Source organism: Sphingorhabdus sp. EL138 (assembly GCF_945890115.1).
Lineage (GTDB): Bacteria > Pseudomonadota > Alphaproteobacteria > Sphingomonadales > Sphingomonadaceae > Sphingorhabdus_B.
On record NZ_CAMDCK010000009.1, the window covers coordinates 12,442 to 37,089 of the forward strand.

Sequence of the window (24,648 nt, forward strand, 5' to 3'; positions counted from 1 at the left end):
GAACCTATCGTAGATAGAGCCATATCAACGCAGCTGTTCCCGCGATGATTCGGTAATAAGCAAAAGGCGCAAATCCATATTTGCCGACAATGGCGACAAACGCCTTCACCACCACGACCGCGACCAGAAACGCCATGGTGAAACCAATCGCGATCATCCCCATGTTGTCCGCATTCAAAAGCGCTCGGTCTTTCCACAAAGCATAGGCCGTCGCGGCTATCATCGTGGGCACGGCCAGGAAGAAGGAAAATTCCGCCGCCGTCTTGCGTTCTACGCCCATCATCAGCCCGCCCATGATCGTCGCGCCCGAACGGCTCACGCCCGGCAACATGGCGGTACACTGGACAAGGCCAATCGCCAAAGCCGTGCCAAAGGGAATTTCCTCAACTGTGTTAAAGCGCACCGTCTTCACCACGCGCTCCAGCAATAAGAGGATGATGCCGCCAACGATCAACGCGATGGCCACAATCTCCGGTGTCTGCATCGCGGTGCGAATGGCCTCATAGGCCAATACGCCAATCACCAACGCAGGGGCAAAGCCCAATAGGATATTGCGCGTGAACGCGATGGGGCCAGCCTCCTGCTTCAACAGCCCTGTGCCCACCGCCCAAAACCGCCGCCAATATACCAAAAGCACCGCCAATATCGCGCCGAGCTGGATCGCGATTTTAAAGGCGACTGAGCTATTGTCGGTAAAACCCACCAGCTCGCCCGCCAAGATAAGATGTCCAGTCGATGATACCGGCAAAAATTCCGTCAGCCCCTCGATAAAGCCGAGGAACAAAGCGATCATCGTATCGCTCATCCTTTTGGGCTGCTGCCAAAGCGGCCATGCTTGCGGTAAATGTGCAACCAATCGGCGGCAATGACATCCAACGGCGTCGGCACGATGCCATAAGCGGCCAGCCCGTCGGTGCCCGTTACGACATTATCGCAGCCCAACATTTTAAGCTGATCATCGGTAATAGGCGCGCCGGGCATCCAGCCCGTGCCCTTGGCGAGCATCTTTGCAGCGATATCGGGCACTTCAACAAACAGGGGGTCGCGGCCAATCGCTTTGGCGATCCAACGGTTCAGTTCCATCATGGAGAATATCTCCGGTCCGCCAAGCTCCAGCACGCGGCCATCCTGATGCACCAATGCAGCGGCCACAGCCTTGGCAACATCGCCAGCAAAGACAGGCTGGAACTTTGTCGCCGCGCCGATGACGGGAACAATCGGCAACATGCGGATCAGCCCCGCAAAGCGGTTGATAAACTGGTCTTCGCGGCCAAAAACAATGGATGGCCGCAAGATGACGGCGGCGGGAAATGCCGCATGCACAGCCGCTTCGCCGCCTGCTTTGCTTTGGCCATATTCGGCGTCGCTATGTGCGTCCGCACCAATTGCGGAGATATGGACCAAAGCGCCAACACCGGCGTGCGCGGAGGCCTGCGCCACAATGCCCGCGCCCATATTCTGAACGGCATCCATATCGGCAAAGCTACCGACGAGATTGACCACAGCATCGGAATCGATCAACGCACGGGCAACGCTGGCGGGTTTCCGGATGTCGGCTTCCATCAATTGCACTTGGCCCAAATTGCCCAGCGGCTTGATATGATTGGCGCTATTGGCGTTACGGCCCACAATACGCAGCCGGGCGCCTTGACCAAGCAGCGTCTGCGCGACGTAGCGGCCCAAAAACCCGCCGCCACCAAAAACCGTTATCAACTTGCCTTGCATATATGCTCCGTCAGCCCGCGTGAAGTCCTGCGCGCGCTTTGCACCACCGCTAAGCAGCTTTCAAGGCCGACCTGCGCTTGGCGTGCGCGGCGCGTGGATTTAATCCACCGCGCGTGCGGCACAGACGTTGACAATATCACCTAATCGCTTAAAGGAGCGCGCCTACCCGACATGCAAAAAAAGCCTGCATGTCTCGTGCCCGGATGGCGGAATTGGTAGACGCACCAGCTTCAGGTGCTGGCGCTGGCAACGGCGTGGAGGTTCGAGTCCTCTTCCGGGCACCATTTACGAACCGACGTTGCGTTCTTGTTTGCAACATTTGCCTTTCGCACTATCGAATGTTCCCAGGCAAAGCGGAACCTTTTTGCATAAGGGGGTGTTGGGGCCGGGGGACGTCTGTTTGATCCGAACAATTGCCATTTTATGTTTGAGCAGCGCAGCCATGCCGGTGCTTGCCCAAAATCTGGCGGCTGCGATACCTTCAACGGGTCCGCGTGCGCCTGTCATAACGGACACGGAGTTTAACGCCGCCATTCCATCGCTGGACGATGCTCCGTTGGAAAGCATCGAAGCTTGGCAGGCCGATCAGGACAATCGTGCAGCAGACGGCTCTGCGGCGCAGCAAGCGGCGCAGACCGCTGCCGACCCGGCGATATTGGCCGTGCAAGATAATGATGTGGTGGAATTACTGCCCGATCCGCCAGTGACCGACCCGCTGTTGGACGATCCTTTGCCGCCCATCGAAAATTTTGATGCAGACCCCCCGCCTGAACCCACGCAGGCTGCGGAACGCGAGGCAGGCACCGTGCGCTACATCCTACGCATGGACGGCTTGGATGCGGCGGCAACGGCAGAACTGGCCAAAGACCCCGACGGCATTGCGGTGGAGGCGGCGGCTTGGAATGATGTCCGGTCGCGCTTTCATGACCTTTCGTCACTGAAGGATAAAGGCGGTCGCGCAGACAGCCGCGCGGAGATCGGCCAACGTGCGCGTGCGGATCGGCAATTGTTGCTGGACATTCTAAACGGGCAGGGCTTTTTTGATGCCGATGTTCAGGTGAAGACCGAAACATCGGCAACGCAAGGCGGGCCAATCAATGTCATCCTGACGGTTCTGCCGGGCCGCCGTTATATTCTTGGGCAGATTGCTTTTGCAGCCCCAACATTGCAGCCGGCGGACCTTATCAGCGTTAACTTCGGACCAAAAACGGGTGACGCGATCGTTGCCGATGTCATATTGGCTGCTGAAGCACAGCTTTCTGTCGCATTGCCGCAAAATGGCTATCCTTTCGCCAATGTTGGCCAGCGCGACATATTGTTGGATGAAGCAAATGGCATTGGCGACTATACCTTGCCCGTGGACCCTGGCGCACGCAGCTATTTCGGACAATTGCGCACGGAAGGGACCGCAGCATTCGGTGCGCAACATATCGCAATATTGCGACGTTTTAAGACCGGCGATCTCTACGACAGCCGCAAAGTGGATGACCTGCGCGCCGCGTTGATCGCAACAGGATTGCTGTCTACTGTTTCTGTCGAAGCTGTTCCGGGCGAAGGCGTGGCACCCGATGGAACGCCTTATGCCGATTTGCGCGTCCGCCAAGAGGCCGCGCCGCCGCGCAGTTTGGCGGCAAGTGCGGGCTATGGGACTGGGCAGGGCTTCCGCGCGGAAGGCAGTTGGGCGCACCGGAACTTGTTTCCCCCAGAAGGCGCATTGCGCGTGGCAGCATTGCTTGGCACGCAGGAGCAGGCAACTAGCATCGTCTTTGACCGCAATAATGCCGGACGGCGTGACCGCAATATCGAAATCTCTTTCTCGGCACTCCACAGCAATTATGATGCGTTTGAGGCATATACGGGGCGGCTGGCCGTTACGATGGCGCTGGTTTCAACCCCAATTTGGCAAAAGAAATTCACATGGTCGATGGGTGCGGAAATCTTGGGCACGTCCGAAGATGCCTTTGAATTGGCACGCGGTGCCCGCGACCGGCAGTTATATTATCTTGCCGCCTTGCCGCTTCAGGTCGGTTTTGACCGATCAAACGACTTACTGGATCCTGTTCGGGGTTATCGCTTGAATTTACGCATATCGCCTGAGGCATCTTTAGGCACAGGCACGCAAATTTATGCGCGCGCCATATTGGATGGGTCTTTTTATTATCCGGTGCAGGACAATATAGTATTGGCGGCCCGCGCGCGCATTGGAACCATATCCGGCATAATGCGGGATAATCTCGCGCCATCGCGCCGATTCTACGGCGGCGGTGGCGGCTCTGTCCGCGGCTTTGGGTATCAACGGCTCGGTCCTTTAGATCCTAGCAATGATCCCATTGGCGGCAGAAGCCTGAACGAATTTGCGCTGGAGGGACGCTATCGCTTTGGCAATTTAGGCGTTGTTGGCTTTGTCGATGCGGGGCAAGCTTATGAATCGAACATCCCCAAATTTGACGACTGGCGCGTGGGCGTCGGCATTGGTGGCCGTTTCTACACCAATTTCGGTCCCGTCCGGCTTGATCTTGCAACGCCGTTGAACCGCCGACCAGGTGATTCCCGCTTCAGCGTTTACGTGTCGATTGGGCAGGCGTTTTAATGCTGTGGCGGCGGCTTACAATTGCAGGTGCTGCTGTTGTAGCGATTTTGCTGATTATATTGGCGGGCAGCATTATTTGGCTCGATAGCCCATCGGGACGGAACTTTGTTGCACGGCAGATTGCTGCTTTTGAACTAGAAAACGGTCTAAACATCCGGATCGGGAAAATTGACGGGTCGATTTATGGCGACGCGATACTGTCCGATGTCCGCTTTCGTGATCCCAAGGGCGAATTTGCGCGCGCGCCCGAAATCCGGCTGGACTGGGATCCTTTGTCCTATTTTAGCCAAGGAGTCGCCATCCATGCGCTGACGGCAAAAGAACTGAACATATCGCGCTTGCCCGCGTTTCGAGTGGTCCCCGACCGTGGCGACCCGCTGCTTCCTGATCTCGATATGCACATCACACGGCTGCAGGTGGACCGTATCGTCTTTGCCAAGGCCATTACGGGTGCGGCGCAAGTGGCGTCCTTATCCGGCAAGCTACAGATTGCCGATAGGCGCGCGATCATCGACGCGACCGCAGGCAGTCTGCGCGGTGACCGCATCGTTTTGAAACTCGATGCCGTACCCGAAGATAATCGCTTTGATGTCGATGTGAAATTGGATGCACCTGCCAAGGGCCTGTTCGCTGGGCTGGCCGGTCGTGCGGTCCCGATGCAGGCGAATCTGAGCGGTCGCGGTAGCTGGCGCAAATGGGACGGTGCGTTGACTGCGCAATTGGCGTCTGAAGATATTGCGGACCTTAGGCTTACCGCGCGGGAGGGGACGTTTACCATGAAAGGCACCGCAGCTTTGGCCAAAGTCTTGGCCGACAGCTTGCTGGTGCGGGCGTTATCGCCAGTGGCCATGTTTGACATGGCGACAAGTTTTGACAATCGCGTTGCGAAGATTCGCGGCAGCATCCGTTCGGCTTCGGTAACGGTTGATGCCAATGGGGTGGCCGATTTGGGCGAAGGCAGCTTTGATGATCTGGCGCTGGATTTCCGTATACTCCGTCCAGGCATCATCGGGTCGAATGTCAGTGGTGCAAACATTCGCGGCAAGGCCTTACTCAATGGCGCTTTTGCTGGCCCCACGGTCACCTATTCCGCTAGCGCAGGTCGGTTGGCATTTGATGCCACAGCATTTGAGGATGTGACCGTCACTGGCGAAATGCAAGGCAAGGCGGATCGCTTCCTCATCCCTGTCAACGCCACGGCGCGCCGGGTAACGGGCATCAACCAAATCGCGGGCGGCTTGCTGACCAACGTGCGCGTCAATGGCGATATTGCTATCGCTGACGGCCGTGTGCTCTCCGACAATTTGAAAATCCGTTCCGACCGGATCAGCGCAAAGGCGTTGCTGGTCGGTGACATGAACAAAGGCGTTTACACCACGGCGTTAAACGGAAAGCTGGATGGATTTCAGGTCAACTCGGTCGGCCTGTTCAATGTTGTTGCCGATGTCGATGTCGAAACAACGCGTGGCCGTGGCTATGCTTTGGTCGGCACCGTAAAGGCGCGTTCAACGCGGCTATTCAGCCGAGGTTTCCAGAATTTCCTTGGCGGCCAAATGTTCGTCAACGCTGGCATTCGTTATGGCAGCAATGGCATATTACAGATCACCCGCACCAGTTTGGTCTCGCCCTTGTTCCGGATCAACAGCGGTAGCGGCACTTATATGACCCAAGGGGGCCGGGTCGTGTTCGACGGTCAAGGCTATTCTAACCAATATGGTCCTGTGCGCGTCGGGATGACTGGTACATTCGACCGTCCAACATACCGGATCACCGCAACCAATCCCGGCTTTGGGGTTGGCATGTCCAATGTTGCTGGCGTGGTGACATTAAGCCCGCGCGGCTATGCAATCGCGATTACGGGATTAACCGATTATGGTCCCATGAGCGGCGATGTTGATGTACTCGCAGGTAATGGCCCGCTGACGATAGACATATTGCGCGGGAATTTTGCAGGCATCGGGGTCACAGGACGCATAAGGCAGGCCGCGTCTGGCCCATTTATAGGCACGCTAACGGGCTCTGGTTCGGGCTTTGACGGAACGATCGCTTTGTCGGCACAGGGCGCGTATCAGCGCGCCGTCATAGATGCCACCGCGTTAAATACTGCGCTTTCCGGCGCGCAAAAATTCTCGGTCGGGCGGGGAATTATGAGCGCCGACATCATCTTATTTGATAGCCCGCAGGTCATTGCCGATGGGCAAGTTGAAAACGCTTTTGTGAACGGCATTGCGATCGCCGCAGCACGGGTCAAAATGGATTATCGCGCAGGCGTCGGCACGGCACAAATATTGGCGGAAGGCAGGAGCGAGGTTCCTTTTCGCTTTGCTGCCAATGCCGGCTTCACGCCGCAATTGTGGCGGATTGCCGCCAAGGGCCGCGCCAATAGTGTCAATTTTGCCACCGACGGCCCAATCCGCATTGTCCCGCGCCGGAACAGCTATGACATTTTGCCGAGCAATATCAATGTCGCGGATGGCACCTTGCGCATTGCGGGCAGCTATGGCGACGCCCTTGTCCTTCAGTCGCGGATAGACAAGGTCGATATCGCAGTGCTCGACCCCTTCCTGCCGGGACTTGGACTTGGCGGGCGTGCAAGCGGCAGTCTAGATTGGTCTCAGACGTCCGTGTCTGCGTTCCCGAATGCTGATGTTCGGCTGGAGATAAACCGCTTTGTCCGGGCAAATTTGGGGTCGCGATCACAGCCAGTGGACATCAGCATGGTCGGACGACTGTTACCCTCAGGAGGGAATGCACGCCTTATCATCCGGCGGCGGGGCGCCGCGGTGGGCCGACTTCAGATTGACTTGACGCCATTGCCGCCTGGAGAGGCAAGCTGGACCGAACGGTTGCTCGCTGCGCCCCTATCGGGCGGTATTCGCTATAATGGACCTGCCGATACTCTGTTTTCCTTGGCTGGGCTTGCGGACCAAAGCCTGACTGGCAACATTGGCGTTGCCGCCGATTTTTCGGGCAGGGTGCAGAACCCGATATTGACTGGCGTCGTCCGCGCCAATGATCTAGTGTATGAAAATGATAGCTATGGCACGCGATTGACCGATCTACGTGTGCGGGGCCTATTCACAAATGACCAGTTGGAAGTCACGGAGCTAAGTGCAAAAGCGGGCGACGGCACAGTGACAGGCAAAGGCATTGTCAACTTAAGTGCGGCCAAGGGCTTTCCTGTGCAGCTTAACCTTGACCTCGACCGCGCCCGCGTTGCCCGCAGCGAATTGATTTCGACAACCGCGACTGGCCGAGTCAGCGTTACGAACACGCCAGACGGTGAAGCGTTGGTCAGCGGCACATTGCGTCTTCCTGAAACGCGGTTCAAGATTATCCGGCAAGGCGCGGCCAAGGTGGCAACCTTAACCGGCGTTCGCCGCAAAGCGCCAACTGGCCGAGCCCGTGTGTCCGGCGATGCCGATGCGATCAGAAGTCTTCCCAGCAATTGGAAACTCGACATCCGGCTAGAGGCCCCGGACAAATTATATGTGAGCGGCATGGGACTTGAATCCGAATGGGGCGCTAATTTGTCGATCACAGGGACCAGCGCCGCACCGTTGATTTCGGGCGACATGCAACTGGTGCGCGGGACTTTGGGTTTTGCAGGCAGATCCTTTGCATTGGAAAGCGGACGCATTTCCTTCAACGGCGGGCCTGCAAGCAATCCATCGATCCGCGTAACGGCCGCAAGCGAGGTTGATGGGACAACGGTGCGCGTTAATATTGCCGGCACCGGACAAAATCCTGCCATTAGTTTTAGTTCAACCCCCGCCATGCCGCAGGATGAAATCATGGCGCGGATTTTGTTCGGAAACTCCATCGCCGAATTGTCAGCCATTCAGGCGGTCCAGCTTGCGGGGTCACTCAACAGCTTGCGCGGCGGGTCCGGCGGGCTAAATCCGCTGGGTGTGCTGCAATCGGCGACGGGTCTTGACCGTTTGCGTCTGTTGAATGCGGATGCGAATAGTGGGCGCGACATGGCGGTTGCCTTTGGCCAATATGTTACCAATGACGTCTATGTCGAAATTGTAACGGACGCCCGGGGCTATACCGCAACGCAATTGGAAATCAGTCTGAACCGCGCGCTGTCCGTGCTTAGCCAGATTGGCACCAGCGGAACATCGAATATCAATGTTCGGTACAAAAAGGATTATTGATGCGCCGCTTCCTATGTCTGCTCAGTCTGACCGTATCATCGTTGCTGGCGGCGGGGTGTCAGCAGGACTTTGACACGCAATATGCGGAGACGGAGCGCAAGGTGAAAGCGGCTGACGCAAAAATCGATGCTGAAATGTTAAAGGAAGCCCAGCGTGAACCTATTGAAAATGGCCATTCGGATTAATGCCCATGCTTTTGGGACGACGCCCCCTTCACTTTCTGTGTAACCGGTCCTAACAGATGCAAATGTGGCAACTCCATCAATATCCGCTCTGTCCCTTTTCGCGCAAAGTACGTTTGCTGCTTGGCGAAAAAGGCGTTCCATACAGCTTGGTGCGTGAGAATCCGTGGGAGCAGCGCGACGAATTTGTGCAAATGAACCCGGCGGGACGAACGCCAGTGATGCGCGATTCCGAACGTAATATTACTTTGTCCGATTCGGTCGCGATTTCGGAATATATTGACGAAACCGTCCCTACGAACCCGATGATCAGCGGCACCGCGCAATATCGCGCCGAGATTCGTCGCCTCGTGTCTTGGTTCGACGAACAATTTTATGGCGACGTGACGCAGCCGCTTTTGCATGAGCGCATGAAGAAGCGACTGATTGACCGTCAACCGCCCGAAGCCAAAGTACTACGTGAAGCGATGAAGTTGGCGAACGGCCATCTCGATTATATCGACTATCTCATCGACCACCGCGCGTGGCTGGCGGGTTCAACAATGACGATGGCCGATCTGGCGGCGGCGGCCCAGATTTCGGTAGCTGACTATCTTGGCGGCATCGATTGGAATGGGCATGAACAGACCAAGGCTTGGTACGCCATGTTTAAATCGCGGCCCAGTTTTCGGCCCTTACTGTCCGAACGGATGGAAGTCATCGTGCCACCCAAGCATTATGAGCAGGTCGATTTCTAAGCCCCGAACACGGCTGATTTCCAACCTTTTCCTCACCCGCTTTGGTTATTGACAACGTCAAATTGGATATACCAACGGTTGGTATACTAATCGGCAAAGCTTGCCATCGGGGTCGTTCGCGGCGCAGTCGGCCATGACGACCACTGGACCGGTCGTCCGGACCTCCGTTGCTACGTCATCCCAGTGCAGCGGAGGTCCATCCTTGGGGACAGTATATGGTGTCGATTGTTTCCACAGTCGCGTATCTCGGCTTGGAAGCCCGCAGCGTTGAAGTCCAATGCCAAGTCGCACCAGGAATGGTAGGCTTTGCCGTTGTGGGTCTTCCAGATAAGGCGGTCGCCGAAAGCCGCGAGCGGGTTCGCGCCGCAATCTCTGCGCTGGGTCTGGCATTGCCGCCCAAGCGGATCACTATCAATCTCTCCCCCGCTGACCTACCCAAAGAGGGTTCGCATTATGACTTGCCAATTGCTCTGGCATTACTCGGTGCAATGGGGCTGGTAGATGCAGAGGCGCTGGCGCAATTTGTCGTGGTCGGTGAACTCGGTTTGGATGGCAGAGTGGCTGCATCACCTGGCGTGCTTTTGGCAGCGCTTCATGCCTCGTCACGCGGGCTCGGGTTAATCTGTCCGGCGATGCAAGGGGCAGAAGCGGCTTGGGCTGGCGAGATTGAAGTCGTGGCCGCACCCGATCTACTTGGCTTGCTGAACCATCTGAAAGGGAAATCCTTGCTGCGTCCGCCTGAGCCGGGGGTTGCCGCGCCGCGCCAAACGGGGCCTGATCTGAAAATGGTAAAAGGGCAGGAGACCGCAAAGCGCGCGCTGGAGATTGCCGCTGCTGGTGGTCATAATTTGGCTATGGTTGGCCCACCGGGCGCAGGTAAGTCGCTATTGGCCTCATGTATGCCGGGTATCTTGCCGGAACTTTCGCCTGCTGAGGCATTGGAAGTTTCCATGATTGCATCCGTCGCCGGATCTTTGGACGGTGGCCGCTTATTGCGAACACGTCCGTTCCGTGCGCCGCATCATAGCGCGTCCATGCCAGCCTTGGTCGGAGGCGGTCTGCGTATTCGTCCCGGCGAAGTCAGCCTCGCGCATCTCGGGGTCCTGTTCCTCGACGAGCTGCCCGAATTCCAACGCGGCGTGCTCGACAGTTTGCGACAGCCCTTGGAAACCGGTGAAGTCAGCGTCGCACGGGCCAACAGCCATGTCACTTTCCCCGCCAACGTCCAATTGGTCGCTGCGATGAACCCTTGCCGCTGCGGGCATCTTGGCGACGCGGCTTTGGCATGTAGCCGGGCACCGCGTTGCGCTGCGGACTATCAGGCGAAGATATCTGGGCCATTGCTTGACCGTATCGATCTGCATGTCGAAGTGCAGGCAGTGCGCGCCGCGGACTTGGTCCTTCCGCCCCCTGCCGAAGGTTCGGCTGAGGTAGCCTTTAGGGTGCATGCCGCGCGTTTCCTACAAAGCGCACGGCTGCAAGGCACTGGCTTGCGTACCAATGCGGATCTTGATGGCGATACACTTGCTGAATTTGCCACGCCGGACGCAGCGGGGCAGAAGTTACTGGCCCAAGCGGCAGAAGCGATGCGCCTATCGGCGCGTGGCTACACCCGTATATTGCGCGTTGCCCGCACGATCGCCGATTTGGCCAATGCCACGGACGTAGGCCGTATCCACATTGCCGAGGCGCTCAGCTACCGACGACAGCCGCCCCGCAACTGAGCCGCAATGTGAAGGGCGCATAGTCTTGATGATAAAGTGACCCAAAGGGCGCCTAAGGCCAATTGGTGCGGATGGCGGGACTCGAACCCGCACGCCCTTACGGACAACAGATTTTAAGTCTGTAGCGTCTACCATTCCGCCACATCCGCTTAGCCATGCGCAGACAGCATTACGCTCGCAGGGTCAAGTGCCTTCGCACAAATGGTTTATTTGTTAAGGCTTTCGCGCACTTCTTTGCCCGGTTTGAAATAGGGTACGCGCTTTGATGGCACTTCAACCGATGCACCGGTGCGCGGGTTGCGGCCCTTGCGCGGGCTGCGGTCGCGGGTCGAAAAAGCACCAAAGCCGCGCAATTCAATGCGCCCACCATCGTACAGGCGTTGAATGATCTGGTTAAAAAACAGATCGACGATCTTCTCGATTTCCTCTGTTTTAAGTTCCAGATTCTCGGCTTCCAGCTTTTTGATCAACTCGGAACGGATCATATTGTGTTCCTTTCTTACGGTTATCTAATACGACGCTGTGCGCTTCGCAAACTTCACTTTACAGGTCTTTACAATAATTCCGAGACGCTGGCAGAAATTTTTCATTATTACAACGGTCTTCCAAGCGTTTCGTGCCAAAAACATAAAAAGCCCGCTCCTCTTTCAAGGAGCGGGTCTCTATTACGGCATTTTTTACTATGCCATTTTGGATGTAGTTTTTGGCCGAAGCTTACTTCTTCACGCCCTTGAGTGCTTCACCCAAGATGTCGCCAAGCGATGCGCCCGAATCGGACGAACCATATTGCTCAACGGCTTGCTTCTCTTCGGCCAGCTGTAGTGCCTTGACCGAGAAGTTCGGCTTTTTCGAACGGTCGAAACCAGTAACCATGGCGTCAAACTTCTGACCAACCTGGAAACGATCCGGACGTTGCTCGTCACGGTCGCGGCCAAGGTCGGCGCGCTTGATGAAGCCAGTTGCGCCATCTTCGCCCGCTTGTACTTCAAGTCCGCCATCACGCACTTCAAGAACGGTCACGGTGGTAGTGCCACCCTTCTTCAGGCCGCTTGCCGAAGCAGCACCGGCTGCCGACGGGGCACCCTTTTCAAGCTGCTTGATGCCAAGCGAAATGCGTTCTTTCTCGGCATCGATGTCGAGAACGATTGCCTTGACGGTTTCGCCCTTGCGGTGAAGGTGCAGGGCTTCTTCGCCGGTGATGCCCCATGCGATGTCGGACATGTGGACCATGCCGTCAACGTCGCCGTCGAGACCAATGAACAGACCAAACTCGGTCGCATTCTTGACTTCGCCTTCAACGGTCGAACCAACTGGGAACTTGTCAGCGAACGATGCCCATGGATTGTCGTGCGCTTGCTTGAGGCCAAGCGAAATACGGCGCTTTTCCATGTCGATGTCGAGAACGACAACGTCGACTTCTTGGCTTGTCGAAACGATTTTGCCCGGGTGCACATTCTTCTTTGTCCATGACATTTCCGACACGTGGACCAAGCCTTCGATACCGGCTTCGAGTTCGATGAACGCACCATATTCGGTGATGTTGGTGACCGCACCCTTCAACTTGGTGCCGACGGGATATTTGGCAACCGCTGCATCCCAAGGATCGCTTTCCAACTGCTTCATGCCAAGGCTGATGCGCTGTGTGTCCTTGTTGATACGGACGATTTGCACCTTGACGGTGTCACCAATGTTTATGACTTCGCTTGGGTGGTTGATACGCTTGTAGCTGATGTCGGTGACGTGCAGCAGGCCATCGATGCCGCCCAAATCGACAAACGCGCCATAATCGGTGATGTTCTTGACCACGCCGTCGATGATCTGACCTTCGACGAGGTTTTGGATGAGGCCAGTGCGCTGTTCTGCGCGCGTCTCTTCCAATATGGCGCGACGCGATACAACGATGTTGCCACGCTTGCGATCCATTTTGAGGATGACGAAGGGTTGGGCGATGTCCATCAATGGCGCAACGTCGCGCACAGGGCGGACGTCAACCTGGCTGCCGGGCAAGAATGCCACTGCGCCGCCCAGATCAACGGTGAAACCACCCTTTACGCGGCCAAAGATAACGCCATCCACGCGGTTGCCCGCGTCAAATTCACCTTCAAGCACATCCCAAGCGGCTTCGCGACGGGCGCGATCGCGGCTGAGCATAGCTTCGCCGTTCATATTTTCTACGCGGTCAACGAAGACTTCGACTTCGTCGCCAACCTTCAGGTCGGCTTTTTGGCCGGGCATAGCGAATTCACGCAGCGCCACACGGCCTTCGGATTTGAGACCCACATCGATGACAGCATGGTCATTGTCGATTGCGGTTACGGTGCCTTTTACGACGCGGCCTTCAAAGCCACCGTCTGCGCCGCCAAGTGATTCGTCGAGAAGTGCCGCGAAATCGTCGCGGGTCGGGTTTGGCGAAGTTGCCATAGGTTAGAGTGTCCTTACGTACATTTTGTCCGGCCAGTCGGTTGGTTCCGACGGTCTTTGACCAGAGTTGCCCTGATGCCCGAATAGCAGCAAAGCGCCCAAATACGGTGCATATCGAGCCAAATTACCGCGTCATGCCGAACTTGTTTCAGCATCCATCCATCAACTTAGACCAAGGGTCAGCGAGGCGAAATGAACCCTGAACCAAGCTCAGGGTGACGGTGTGTTCTATCGATACACGCCGGCTACTTAGCTTTTGCGAAGTCGAGACTCCACCAAAGCAATCGCAGCTTGAACGGCGTCGCCTATAGTCAAATCGCCGGTATCAAGCAATAGCGCGTCTTCCGCCGGTTTTAACGGTGCATCAGCGCGGCCGGTGTCACGTTCGTCACGCGCCCCAATGTCAGTCAGGATATTGGCAAATTCTACATCCATGCCTTGTCGTTGCATTTCATGATGACGGCGCTTCGCGCGGACCTCTGCGGGCGCGGTGACGAACAACTTCACGTCAGCATGCGGTGCGATGACTGTCCCGATATCACGCCCGTCGAGCAATGCGCCGCCGGGCTGATTGGCAAAGTCCACCTGCCGCTGGTTAAGCGCCGCACGCACCCCGGGGTGAATCGATACCCGGCTTGCTAACCCGCCAACTTCCTCGCTCCGCAGAACAGGGTCATCCAGCAAGCTGTCCGGGAACCCGCATCCCGCCAAAGCGTCCGCGGCATCGTCAGGGTTTCCTTTGTGCAATTGCACGTGGCACCCCACCGCGCGGTACAGCAGGCCGGTATCCAGAAACGGCAACCCGAAATGCGCGGCGAGTGCTCTTGCTAACGTGCCTTTGCCAGAGGCGGTTGGCCCGTCAACGGCGATGATCATTCGGCCGCCCCTGTATCGACACGGCGCTTCATCAGGGCCTTCATGATGCCGAACACCGCAATGGCCATCCAGACAATTTCCAGCACCATGGTCGGTAAGTTGAAATTTACCGTCAACGAAATGGTCAGTAAGGCCGCGCCAAAGAAGTTTGCGACGTTGAACCATAATGCATTCATCTGCGTCGTGAGGTTGCTGTACGCAAACGCAGCGACAATGAAAAAACTGCCTGCAAACCCGATGAGGTCAGCCGCGAAGGGCGATATATATTCGGTCAATGTTGAACCTGCAGATTATGTAATATGTTTTCAAATGTTGGAAAACTCGTCGCAATGGGCGACACGTCGTCGACGGTGACCGCATGATAACAATGCTGACCCGCGACAGCAAAGCTCATGGCGATGCGGTGGTCGAGTGCGCTTGTTACCGTCGCGCCGCCTTCCACAGGTTCTCCTCCGCTGCCGTCAATGATGAGGCCATCTTCGCGTTCTTCAACCCGTGCGCCAATCGCTTTCAAACCCGTCGCCATGAGCGCGAGCCGGTCGGATTCTTTCACGCGCAGTTCATCCAGACCACCGGTCGTTGTTCGGCCCTGCGCCATGCTCGCAGCGACGAAGAACACCGGAAATTCGTCAATCATGCTTGGCGCAACATCCGGTGGCACGTCGATACCGCGCAGGACAGAATGCCGCGCGGTGATGTCGGCCACGGGCTCCCCGCCAACTTCGCGTTCGTTTGCATACGTAAGGTCAGCGCCCATCGCCTCCAACATCTTGTAAATGCCTGTGCGCGTCGGGTTCATGCCGACATGGGTGACGGTAACTTCGCTACCCGGCGTAATGAGGGCCGCAACAATGAAAAAGGCTGCGGAGGACGGATCGCCGGGAACCTCTATCTGCTGCGGCTGTAACTCTGCTTCGCCCATCAGGCGAATATGCCGCACACCATCGGCATCAACATCGACGGTTAAATCTGCACCAAAACCGCGCAGCATCCGTTCGCTATGGTCGCGGGTGGGCACAGGCTCGATGACTTCAGTGATGCCAGCGATGTTGAGCCCGGCCAGCAAGACGGCGCTTTTAATTTGGGCAGAGGCGACCGGCAGACGGTAGCTGATCGGTATGGCGGGCACCAATCCGCGCACCATCAACGGCAGCATCCCGCCGGGGCTTGCCGTAAACTCGGCGCCCATTTGGCTGAGTGGATCAATCACGCGGCCCATCGGGCGTTTGGACAGGCTGGCATCGCCAATGAAGGTCGCGGTCAAACGGTGGCTGGCGACCAGCCCCATCAATAGCCGTGTCGACGTCCCGCTATTGCCCATGTCGAGTGCGCCCGATGGCTGCATCAGGCCGCCCACGCCCACGCCGTTGACGGTCCAATTGCCTGCACCGGTGCGTTCGATCTGCGCGCCCATTGCCCGCATGGCCGCAGCGGTGGCGAGCACGTCTTCGCCTTCCAGCAAGCCTGTAATTCTGCTTTCACCCACCGCAAGCGCGCTCAACATAAGCGCGCGGTGCGAAATGGATTTGTCGCCAGGAACCTTAAGCGTACCAAATAACGGGCCGCTGGGCTGGAAACTACCGGGTCTGGGAACTGCGTTGTGCATGATGTTTTGCGCTTTGCGGATGATGCGCGTTCAAGTCAACGACCACAGTAATTTTTGACAGCGGCGCGTCGCTGTGGCAGAGGCCGCGCCAATTGACGGTGATTCACAGACGTGTGTTGCCTTTCCAAGCCAGTTTAAAAGGATTTAAGCCCGCCATGATCAAGGCTGAATGGGGAACCAAGCGCACTTGCCCGAAATGTGGCGTTCGTTTTTACGACCTGACCAAGGACGAACCGGTTGAATGCATCGAATGCGGCAACCAGTGGACGCCAGAGCCAGTTTTGAAATCGAAGCAGCCCATGCCGTTTGAAGAAATCGAAAAGAAGAAGGACGACTCGGATCTGGCGGATGACGACCTCGACATTGACGTCGATGCGGTTGATGGCGACGTGTCGCCCGACAATGACGTCGACTTGGGCGGTGACGAAGATCTTGGCGTTGCGGGCACGGAAGATGAGCCCGACGACATCTAATCTTCGGACTTGATATATATAGGGGCGCCCGCTAGTGGCGCTCCTCACCAAGGCTGTCCAATGGGCGGCCAGATGGGGCCTTAGCTCAGCTGGTAGAGCGCTACACTGGCAGTGTAGAGGTCAGGGGTTCGACTCCCCTAGGCTCCACCAACCTTCGCTAAAGCTTCGGCTGGCGGGCCGCTCTGCGCTAGCGACGACTTCTCGTTCCCTAAGTTTCGTCGTGCTGAACTTGTTTCAGCACAAAACGCTACGTTAGCGCTTTATCCCGAAACGAGTTCGGGATGACGAGATCGTTTTGATAGTCTAAGGGCTAATTTATGCATTTTCTTGACCAAGCTAAGATTTTTGTCCGTTCCGGCGCAGGTGGCCCGGGCGCGGTCAGTTTTCGGCGCGAGAAATATGTGCAATATGGCGGCCCCGACGGCGGTAATGGCGGCAAAGGTGGCGATGTCGTGATTGAGGCGGTGGCCGGGCTGAACACGCTTATCGACTTTCGCTATGCGCAGCATTTTAAGGCTATGCGCGGCATTCAAGGGATGGGCCGTGATCGCCATGGCGCTTATGGGGATGATCTTGTCATTCAGGTGCCTGTGGGCACGCAGGTGCTGGCCGATGACGAAGAACGCACATTGTTGCTGGACCTGACGGCGGTGGGACAGCGGGTTGTGTTCCTGCGCGGTGGCGATGGCGGACGTGGTAACGCATCGTATAAAAGCTCAACCAACCGCGCCCCGCGCGAACATGGCCCCGGCTGGCCCGGCGAAGAACGATATATCTGGTTGCGGTTGAAACTGTTGGCTGATGCGGGTCTTGTCGGCATGCCCAACGCGGGCAAATCGACCTTCATCAACCAAGTGTCCAATACCAAAGCGAAGGTTGGCGATTATCCGTTCACCACCACGCGCCCGCAATTGGGCGTTGTTGACCATAAGTCGCGGGAATTCGTGCTGGCCGATATTCCAGGCCTTATTGCTGGCGCTGCCGAAGGTGTGGGCATTGGCGACCGTTTCTTGGGCCATATTGAGCGCTGCCGGATTCTCATTCACTTGATTGATGCAACGCAAGATGACCCCGTGGCCGCATGGCACATTGTGTGTGACGAATTGAGCGAATATGGCGCGGCCTTGGATGAAAAGCCCCAGATTGTCGCGCTCAACAAAGGCGATTTGCTTGACCCTGAATTGATGGCCGATATCGCACAGCAGCTTCAGGCGGCTGGCGCGCAGGATGTGATCGCGATTTCCGGCGCGACGGGCCAAGGCGTTGATCTGGTCCTCGACCGTATATTGGAGGCGCTGCCTGCCAAAAGCGGGCTTGAAGGCGCAAAGGCCGATGGCATCACTGAGGACGGGACATGGTCGCCAATCTGAACTTCGCGCCACGCCCTTCCAACTCCGTCACCCTGAACTTGTTTCAGGGTCTTAATGCGTTGCAAGAAAAGTAAGATGCTGGAACGAGTTCAGCATGACGATTTTCGGTTTAGCGTCCGTGGATAAACTCTCACCCGCATCCTGCCCCTTATTGGTGGTGAAGGTCGGCTCCTCGTTGCTGGTGCAGCCGGACGGAACTGTGCGGCGGGAATGGCTTCAGACGCTCGTTGCGGATATCAGTGCGCGGCATAAGGCGGGGCAGCGGTGCATCATTGTCACCTCAGGCGCAATTGCGCTTGGCGCCCGCCGCTTGGGCTTTGACAAAGGTGGCCGCGCCAGCCTTGCCGATGCGCAGGCGGCTGCGTCCGTTGGACAGATTGTGTTATCGGGCATCTGGGCGGACCTGTTGGAAGGTCAGTCCTTGGCCGCAGCGCAGATGCTGGTGACGCTCGATGATCTTGAGGACCGCCGCCGTTATTTGAACATCGCGGCAACGCTTGACCGATTGTTGGGCGCCGGCGCGGTGCCTGTCATCAACGAAAATGACAGCGTCGCCACAGAGGAAATCCGTTTTGGCGACAATGACCGCTTGGCCGCACGCGTGGCGCAAGCTGCGGGCGCGACAGGTGTCATATTGCTGTCGGACGTTGATGGCTTGTTCGACCGCGCGCCACATTTGCCGGGCGCAATGTTACTGCCGACAATAGAGAAGATTGACGGCCGCGTGCGGGTAATGGTGGCTAAGGGCTCGTCTTCTGGCATGGGGTCTGGCGGGATGGCATCCAAATTGGATGCCGCAGATATTGCAACGCGGGCCGGGATCGGCCTTGTAATCGCGTCCGGCTTGCGCGACCATCCGCTTGCGGCGTTGGAGCAAGGTGGGCTTTCGACCTTCTTCGCCCCGCGTGAGGGTGGCTCAGCGCGTAAAAGCTGGCTCGGCGGGCGGCTGACAGTCAAGGGCCGGATCCGCATCGATGATGGCGCGGTGCAAGCGCTCAAGGCCGGAAGCAGCCTTCTGCCCGCTGGCGCACTGTCGGTAGAAGGCGAGTTTAAGCGCGGCGATGTCATCGACATCAGCGCCGATGACGGCCTTGCGATTGCACGCGGACTTTCCGAATATGATGCGGTCGATGCGGCGCGGATTTGCGGGCATCGGTCAAGCGAGTTGGCCGCCATATTGGGCACCGTGCCGCGTTCTGTACTCGTTCACCGCGATCAATTGGTGCTTTTGTGAAGACTGTCGCGCTGACGGGGGCGACGGGCTTTGTCGGGCGGATTACGCTGGATCGCTTGGTCGCGGCGGGTTGGCATGTGCGCGCATTGACGCGGCGGGACCAGCCTAAGACAGCAGGCGTGACATGGGTGCATGGTCGCCTCAATGATGCGGCCAGCCTCAAAGAATTGTGCAAGGGTGCGGATGCGGTGTTGCATGTCGCCGGCATTGTGAACGCGCCCGATGCGGCTGGTTTCGAAAGCGGCAATGTCGCTGGCACGGCAAATATCCTCGCCGCTGCCCAAATGGCGGGTATCGACCGCTTCGTCGCTGTCTCGTCACTCGCCGCGCGCGAACCGGCGCTGTCCTTATATGGCGCGAGCAAGGCTAAGGCCGAAAATCTTGTGAAAGCGTCGACGCTCGACTGGATCGTCATTCGGCCGCCGGGCGTCTATGGCCCCGGCGACACCGAAATGTTTGATATGTTCCGTATTGCGGCCAAGGGCTGGGCTTTGCTCCCGCCGCGCGGGCGCGTGTCCGTCATCCATGTTGATGATCTGGCCCGTTTGCTGGTGACGTTATTATCTGCTGAAAATGTGTCGAAACGCATTTTTGAAGCCGATGACGGGACGACGGGTGGGTGGAGTCATGAAGCCTTTGCCAAAGCCATTGGCGCGGCGGTTGGCCGAAACATTACGGCCCTGCATGCACCAAGCTTTCTTTTGAAATTCGCCGGATGGGCGGACCGCGCGATCCGCGGACCAAAGGCGAAGCTGACGCCGGATCGCGCCAATTACCTTACGCATCCCGACTGGACCATTGATCCAGACGCTGCGCCAGCGGCACAGCTTTGGCAGCCGGAAATTGCAACGGCTTCGGGTCTGAAAGACACCGTAGGCTGGTATCGCAAGCACGGGTGGATGTAGCGCCCTAGCCTCGCCCTTTTGCCGCCTTATTCGCTTGCCATAGCGCGACCATATGGGGCATTGGCTGCCAATCATATCGAGGATGTAAGAATGACTGACAGGAGCGAAATGTTTGATCGCCTGAAGGGCCTGATTGAACCGTTTAACAAAAAAGGCACCGAAGTTAGTGAGGCAACGACCTTTGCAGGCGACCTTGAATGGGACAGCCTGACCGTGATGGATTTTGTCGCTGAAGTCGAAGACAGCTTTGACATCATCATCAGCATGAATTTGCAGGCTGAAATCGAAACTGTCGGCCAGTTGGTCGATGCCGTGACCAAGCTAACCGCTGCCTAATTTTTTACGAGAGACGGTAATGACTGACTTATTTTCAAAATTTGACGCCTTAATCGCCCAGCGCGAAGGTCTGCTCGCCACGGGTGTAAAAGACCCGTTCAGCCTGGTGATGGAAGAAGTGAAGTCGCCCACCGTCGCGGTCGTCAATGGCAAGGAAACGATCCTGCTTGGCACCTATAATTATATGGGCATGACCTTTGACGATGACGTCATTGCCGCAGGCAAGCAAGCATTGGACGAATTTGGCGCTGGCACCACCGGCAGCCGCGTTCTGAACGGTACGTTTCAGGGCCATAAGGAATGCGAAGATGCGTTGAAGGAATTTTACGGGATGGACCATGCCATGGTCTTTTCCACGGGCTATCAGGCGAATTTGGGCATTATCAGCACGATCGCGGGCAAGGGCGATTACATCATCCTCGACATTGACAGCCATGCGTCGATTTATGATGGCTGCAAAATGGGTGATGCCGAAATCGTCGCCTTCCGCCACAATGATGTTGAGGCACTCGAAAAACGGCTGAAGCGTTTGCCTGCCGATGCGGGCAAATTGGTGGTGCTTGAGGGCGTTTATTCAATGCTTGGTGACGTTGCGCCGTTGAAGGAAATGATCCGCGTTTCGAAAGAGGCTGGCGCAATGATCCTGGTCGATGAAGCACATTCAATGGGCTTTATCGGCGAAAATGGACGGGGTGTGGCGGAAGAGCAAGGCGTGTTGGGCGATGTCGATTTCATCATTGGCACCTTCTCCAAATCGGTAGGCACCGTTGGCGGCTTCTGCGTGTCGAACCATCCCAAGTTTGAAATCATGCGGCTGGTATGCCGCCCTTATGTCTTCACCGCGTCGCTTCCGCCATCGGTCGTTGCCTGTTCGGCGGCAAGCATCCGCAAGCTGATGCACAATAGTAACAAGCGCGGACATTTGTGGGAAAATTCAAAGAACCTGCATCAGGGGCTGCGCGATCTGGGCTTCCAATTGGGCACGCCCAATGCACAAAGCGCCATCATCGCGGTTATCATGCCCGATCTGGAAAAGGGCGCGGCGATGTGGGCGGCCTTGCTTGAAAACGGGCTCTATGTGAACTTGGCACGTCCGCCCGCGACGCCAGCGGGTATGACCTTGCTGCGTTGTTCCTTATGCGCAGAACATAGCAGCGCGCAGGTGGCCGACATTCTCGACCGTTTCGAACGCGCGGGCAAAGCTGTCGGGATCATCTGACGGGACGTTCGTGAACAGGCTGGACCGTAACGCCCGCCTTTTGGCCGTCGGTTTCGCGGCCATGGCGGGCATGGTCGATGCCATTGGTTTCCTCGCCAGCGGCGGGTTTTTCCTGTCCTTTATGAGCGGAAATTCCACGCGGCTCAGCGTAGGTGTGGTCGACGCCGCGCCGTATGTGGGCATGGTCGCTGCGTTGCTGGCAAGCTTTGTGATTGGCGTCGTTGCAGGGTCACTTATTGGCCGCAAAAGCACCTTCGCGCACGCGCGGCGTCAGGCAATCATTCTCGGCATCATATCTCTGCTGCTGTTTGCCGCGCCACTCATTGCAAGCTTTGGATTTCTGCTCATAGGGCTATGCTTTGCGGCCTTCTGCATGGGGCTGGAAAACACGCTCTTTGAACGCGAAGGGTCGGTGTCGTTCGGGCTCACTTATATGACCGGAGCGCTCGTTAAAATCGGGCAGGGGCTTGCCACGATGATCAGCGGCGGTCCGCGTTTGGAGTGGGTGCCATATCTGTTGCTATGGCTTGGCCTGATCAGCGGCGCTGCCGTTGGCGCGTTGATATTTGGTATCTTCGGATACCACAGCCTTTGGTTGCCCGCAGCTTATGCCGGCATTTTCGCACTTGCATTATTGGTCCAACGAAACCGCTTTAGCGGTTAACGCACAGCGCCTTTTGCCCATAGTTTTGGCACCAGAAACAGCGCCGCGACTAACGGCCATTTGCGTTGCCATGGCTGGATGATGATCTGTGTTCCGGCGTGGCGGTTTATCTTCCACGCCAGATAATCAATCCCGCCGGCATAGGTGAACGCAGCCTTTGCAAGCCGTGCGATGGTCAGCAATTTGCCGCGTCGGCGCAAGCCGGGCCAACGGTTTTTCTCTTGCGCAATTTTGCCATCTACATCTGGCAATAACAGAATTCTGTCGCCGCGCATTTTGTTCGCGATGCTGGTGTGGTTCAGCGCAGCGATGCCAAAACGGCCATAGCGTTCGGGGTCGAATGCCATAACAGATGAGGGCCGGTCCTTGCTTTCGGCACGCAGTTCAGCGCTATACGTCATCTGAAACCCCGACTGCCACAAATCGAGGATGCCTACCTCCCGCTCAACAAATGCCAGTGCTGCATTAAGCAAAGTTGGTGCTGCCCCGGAAATCGCCATTATCGCCGCTTGTCGCGCCGTTTCATCTGCGCACCATGCGAGGCGTGAGGGCTGTGCAAATCTGGCCCAGACAGAAACGGCAGAGGCAGCTGGCCGGTTGAGGTTATGAAAGTCGCTCTCGCTTAACACCGCGACTTTGGCGATGAGGCCATTATGTTGAAACGGAAAGACGTTGGGCGGCAGACGGCGGTTCCATTTCGCGAGCCAGCTTTTGCCATAAGCAGTCTTGTAATCTGAAACGATCAGGTAAAAGTCGAGCATCTCGCCCTGCAATTGCTCCGAGCGTAAACATGAACCGTAGAACAGCACGGCGCGCGCGGCACCCTGAAATTGCGCCGCGATGTGCGATGCAAATTCACTTACGCCTGCCTGCACCGGGACAGCCAATTCTTCAGCGACAAGTTGCGTAAGCGAGAGCATGTCTGGGGCCTTAGCCGCCTTTATGGGTGCTTGTTAAGCGGCTAGTTTCAGGAACGGGACCGGCGGTGTTGAGCGCAGAACGATTGGGCTACCGGGATGGGCCTGAAACACTTCGCCGTCTAGAACGACACTGCTTTGTTCGCTTTCAATGCGAATGACATCGCCTTGTTGAAAATGCACACCGCGCATATTGGTTTGCCCTAATTTTCCGCGCAGTGAGGCCGCAATCATTTTCAGCATCGCCAATGGTTTTTGGTCAACCGCCAGAAATTTCATCAGCCCGCGCTGCTTATTGTTGCCCGCTTGGCCGCCCAACAGAAGCTTTTCCAAAGTCGTCACAATCAGCACAGAAAAAGTGCCGTGCAATACACCATTGCGGATGAACGTTATGCTGACTGGTTTCGATCGTTGAGGCAGGAAACTGGCCTTTACGCTGATGACTGCAGAAAACAGGACAGCAACTACGGTCAAAAAATGGCTCAATCCATTGGGTAGGCCCAAGGGGTAAATCTTGTGCCGACAATATAAAATCGTTTCGGCAAGCCCCGCTCCGCCAAGGAACATGCCCAGCACCGGACGTGCACCTTCGCTGCCATCGCTCAGGGCAATGAGTTCGCGTACCACGATATGCTTTGACAGGTCGCCTTTTGCGACCTCAATAATCCGAGAAAGCGCCTCCAACGGGTCGCCCTCTGCGCCCAAATCCAGGGCGATCAGGTTCGTCTTGCCGTTCGGCAAGACAGCCACTGGTGGCGGAGTGCCCTCAAAATGGCCACCATGATAAAGCTCGGTCAGGGCGGATTGAACCGTACCATCACCGCCGTTGATGACTAGCACCTTGGGCTTCACGCGGGCAATCATCTCCAACGCCTTGGCAATCTGGCCGATCTCTTCGACCTCATAATGGAATATATCCGGATTTTTGGCGCAATAGGTGCGAACTGCCGGCAACATAGATTGATTGCCAGTTGAATTCGGATTCGACAGGAGCGCCACTAAAGCCAAATAAGAACCCTCACATATATTTCAGATTGACGGTAATGCGCGTAACGCCTGGGCCAGCTTGAAAAGCAACCTTGTGAACTGATGGCCTGCCCAAATTCAGAATGCTGATGCTTGGGTTATTGGAAAAACCACCACCGTCTTGGCTAATATCAGTCTTGTCGTTGCCATTGCGGTCATGCCGGACAGCGATGCCATATTTGCCTTCGGAGGGAAGGGGGATACAGATATTCATGCTGCCTTCATTGGCGGGGCTTTCGACACGGTGAAGCCAGCGACCCTTTGCCAACCATGCATCACGGATTGCAGGATAGGACTGGACGCGGATTTTTCCGCTCGATTCCTTCACGCCGCGTACCTGCACGAGCACAGCCGGCCCACTGCCCGAAGTGCATCGTGACATATCATTATTTAGCTCTTGGTTGGCTGCCGCTGTGCCGGAAATCAGCAGCAGACCAACTATAACCACAAGAGCGACACATTTCTTCATTGCAATACTCCTGG

Annotated in this window: 22 protein-coding genes and 3 tRNA genes; 14 read left to right on the plus strand and 11 right to left on the minus strand. The window is 56.8% G+C overall.

Annotated features, from left to right (window positions below; translation table 11 throughout):
* Window positions 1-4: 4 nt before the first annotated feature.
* Window positions 5-805 carry an undecaprenyl-diphosphate phosphatase gene (locus Q0O07_RS05625; RefSeq protein WP_295491389.1) on the minus strand — a complete coding sequence of 267 codons (801 nt, stop codon included), beginning with the start codon at window positions 803-805 and terminating at the stop codon, window positions 5-7.
* Complete coding sequence (locus tag Q0O07_RS05630; RefSeq protein ID WP_295491394.1) at window positions 802-1,725, minus strand: complex I NDUFA9 subunit family protein; 924 nt, start codon at window positions 1,723-1,725, stop codon at window positions 802-804. Before Q0O07_RS05630 ends, Q0O07_RS05625 begins: the two co-directional genes overlap by 4 nt.
* 197 nt (window positions 1,726-1,922) lie before the next feature.
* Between Q0O07_RS05630 and Q0O07_RS05635 the strand changes: the two genes are divergently transcribed.
* The 6 genes from Q0O07_RS05635 (at window position 1,923) to Q0O07_RS05660 (ending at window position 11,118) form a co-directional block, all read left to right on the plus strand.
* Window positions 1,923-2,009: transfer RNA gene (locus tag Q0O07_RS05635), tRNA-Leu, on the plus strand.
* Between the two features lie 158 nt (window positions 2,010-2,167).
* A complete protein-coding gene (locus Q0O07_RS05640; RefSeq protein ID WP_295491397.1) occupies window positions 2,168-4,315 on the plus strand; it encodes an autotransporter assembly complex family protein in 2,148 nt (715 codons plus the stop codon).
* On the plus strand, window positions 4,315-8,475 hold the full coding sequence (locus Q0O07_RS05645) for a translocation/assembly module TamB domain-containing protein (RefSeq protein ID WP_295491400.1): 4,161 nt from the start codon (window positions 4,315-4,317) through the stop codon (window positions 8,473-8,475). The genes Q0O07_RS05640 and Q0O07_RS05645 overlap by 1 nt, the downstream gene beginning before the upstream one ends.
* Window positions 8,475-8,660: a hypothetical protein gene (locus Q0O07_RS05650; RefSeq protein WP_295491402.1), complete on the plus strand. Its 186-nt coding sequence runs from the start codon at window positions 8,475-8,477 to the stop codon at window positions 8,658-8,660. Before Q0O07_RS05645 ends, Q0O07_RS05650 begins: the two co-directional genes overlap by 1 nt.
* A 62-nt stretch (window positions 8,661-8,722) precedes the next feature.
* Window positions 8,723-9,394, plus strand: coding sequence for a glutathione S-transferase family protein (locus Q0O07_RS05655; RefSeq protein ID WP_295491623.1), 672 nt, complete (start codon window positions 8,723-8,725; stop codon window positions 9,392-9,394).
* A gap of 215 nt (window positions 9,395-9,609) precedes the next feature.
* Window positions 9,610-11,118 (plus strand): YifB family Mg chelatase-like AAA ATPase, encoded by a 1,509-nt coding sequence (locus tag Q0O07_RS05660; RefSeq protein WP_295491404.1) that lies wholly within the window; start codon window positions 9,610-9,612, stop codon window positions 11,116-11,118.
* Between the two features lie 63 nt (window positions 11,119-11,181).
* Here the strand turns inward: Q0O07_RS05660 and Q0O07_RS05665 are convergent.
* The 6 genes from Q0O07_RS05665 to aroA form a co-directional block, all read right to left on the minus strand.
* A tRNA-Leu gene (locus Q0O07_RS05665) sits at window positions 11,182-11,267 on the minus strand.
* A 57-nt stretch (window positions 11,268-11,324) separates the two neighbouring features.
* A complete protein-coding gene (locus Q0O07_RS05670; protein WP_295491407.1) occupies window positions 11,325-11,603 on the minus strand; it encodes an integration host factor subunit beta in 279 nt (92 codons plus the stop codon).
* Window positions 11,604-11,832: 229 nt separating this feature from the next.
* Window positions 11,833-13,539, minus strand: coding sequence for a 30S ribosomal protein S1 (gene rpsA / locus Q0O07_RS05675; protein ID WP_295491410.1), 1,707 nt, complete (start codon window positions 13,537-13,539; stop codon window positions 11,833-11,835).
* A gap of 249 nt (window positions 13,540-13,788) precedes the next feature.
* Window positions 13,789-14,415, minus strand: coding sequence for a d(CMP) kinase (locus tag Q0O07_RS05680; RefSeq protein ID WP_295491412.1), 627 nt, complete (start codon window positions 14,413-14,415; stop codon window positions 13,789-13,791).
* Window positions 14,412-14,690, minus strand: a complete 279-nt coding sequence (locus tag Q0O07_RS05685) for a hypothetical protein (protein WP_295491414.1) — start codon at window positions 14,688-14,690, stop codon at window positions 14,412-14,414. The genes Q0O07_RS05680 and Q0O07_RS05685 overlap by 4 nt, the downstream gene beginning before the upstream one ends.
* Entirely contained in the window at window positions 14,687-16,021 is a 1,335-nt protein-coding gene (aroA, locus tag Q0O07_RS05690; protein WP_295491416.1) for a 3-phosphoshikimate 1-carboxyvinyltransferase, read from the minus strand. Before aroA ends, Q0O07_RS05685 begins: the two co-directional genes overlap by 4 nt.
* A gap of 155 nt (window positions 16,022-16,176) precedes the next feature.
* Between aroA and Q0O07_RS05695 the strand changes: the two genes are divergently transcribed.
* The 8 genes from Q0O07_RS05695 to Q0O07_RS05730 all read left to right on the plus strand — a co-directional run bounded on the left by Q0O07_RS05695 (window position 16,177) and on the right by Q0O07_RS05730 (window position 22,222).
* A complete protein-coding gene (locus Q0O07_RS05695; protein ID WP_295491419.1) occupies window positions 16,177-16,494 on the plus strand; it encodes an FYDLN acid domain-containing protein in 318 nt (105 codons plus the stop codon).
* A gap of 74 nt (window positions 16,495-16,568) precedes the next feature.
* Window positions 16,569-16,644: transfer RNA gene (locus Q0O07_RS05700), tRNA-Ala, on the plus strand.
* Between the two features lie 167 nt (window positions 16,645-16,811).
* Window positions 16,812-17,864, plus strand: a complete 1,053-nt coding sequence (gene obgE / locus Q0O07_RS05705) for a GTPase ObgE (RefSeq protein ID WP_295491421.1) — start codon at window positions 16,812-16,814, stop codon at window positions 17,862-17,864.
* A 94-nt stretch (window positions 17,865-17,958) separates the two neighbouring features.
* Window positions 17,959-19,098, plus strand: a complete 1,140-nt coding sequence (gene proB, locus Q0O07_RS05710; RefSeq protein ID WP_295491423.1) for a glutamate 5-kinase — start codon at window positions 17,959-17,961, stop codon at window positions 19,096-19,098.
* Complete coding sequence (locus Q0O07_RS05715) at window positions 19,095-20,003, plus strand: NAD(P)-dependent oxidoreductase (protein ID WP_295491425.1); 909 nt, start codon at window positions 19,095-19,097, stop codon at window positions 20,001-20,003. The genes proB and Q0O07_RS05715 overlap by 4 nt, the downstream gene beginning before the upstream one ends.
* A 90-nt stretch (window positions 20,004-20,093) precedes the next feature.
* Complete coding sequence (locus Q0O07_RS05720; RefSeq protein WP_295491427.1) at window positions 20,094-20,339, plus strand: acyl carrier protein; 246 nt, start codon at window positions 20,094-20,096, stop codon at window positions 20,337-20,339.
* A gap of 19 nt (window positions 20,340-20,358) precedes the next feature.
* Window positions 20,359-21,558 (plus strand): aminotransferase class I/II-fold pyridoxal phosphate-dependent enzyme, encoded by a 1,200-nt coding sequence (locus Q0O07_RS05725; RefSeq protein ID WP_295491430.1) that lies wholly within the window; start codon window positions 20,359-20,361, stop codon window positions 21,556-21,558.
* Window positions 21,559-21,568: 10 nt separating this feature from the next.
* Window positions 21,569-22,222, plus strand: a complete 654-nt coding sequence (locus Q0O07_RS05730) for a YoaK family protein (protein ID WP_295491431.1) — start codon at window positions 21,569-21,571, stop codon at window positions 22,220-22,222.
* Here the strand turns inward: Q0O07_RS05730 and Q0O07_RS05735 are convergent.
* The 3 genes from Q0O07_RS05735 to Q0O07_RS05745 are packed head-to-tail and all read right to left on the minus strand — an operon-like array spanning window position 22,219 to window position 24,634.
* The gene (locus Q0O07_RS05735; RefSeq protein WP_295491434.1) at window positions 22,219-23,142 is read right to left on the minus strand and encodes a hypothetical protein; all 924 of its coding nucleotides are present in this window, start codon (window positions 23,140-23,142) and stop codon (window positions 22,219-22,221) included. The two genes, Q0O07_RS05730 and Q0O07_RS05735, sit on opposite strands and share 4 nt — an antisense overlap.
* 33 nt (window positions 23,143-23,175) lie before the next feature.
* Window positions 23,176-24,147 (minus strand): diacylglycerol kinase family protein, encoded by a 972-nt coding sequence (locus Q0O07_RS05740; RefSeq protein WP_295491437.1) that lies wholly within the window; start codon window positions 24,145-24,147, stop codon window positions 23,176-23,178.
* 10 nt (window positions 24,148-24,157) lie between these two features.
* The gene (locus Q0O07_RS05745) at window positions 24,158-24,634 is read right to left on the minus strand and encodes a DUF2141 domain-containing protein (RefSeq protein ID WP_295491440.1); all 477 of its coding nucleotides are present in this window, start codon (window positions 24,632-24,634) and stop codon (window positions 24,158-24,160) included.
* Window positions 24,635-24,648 lie beyond the last annotated feature (14 nt).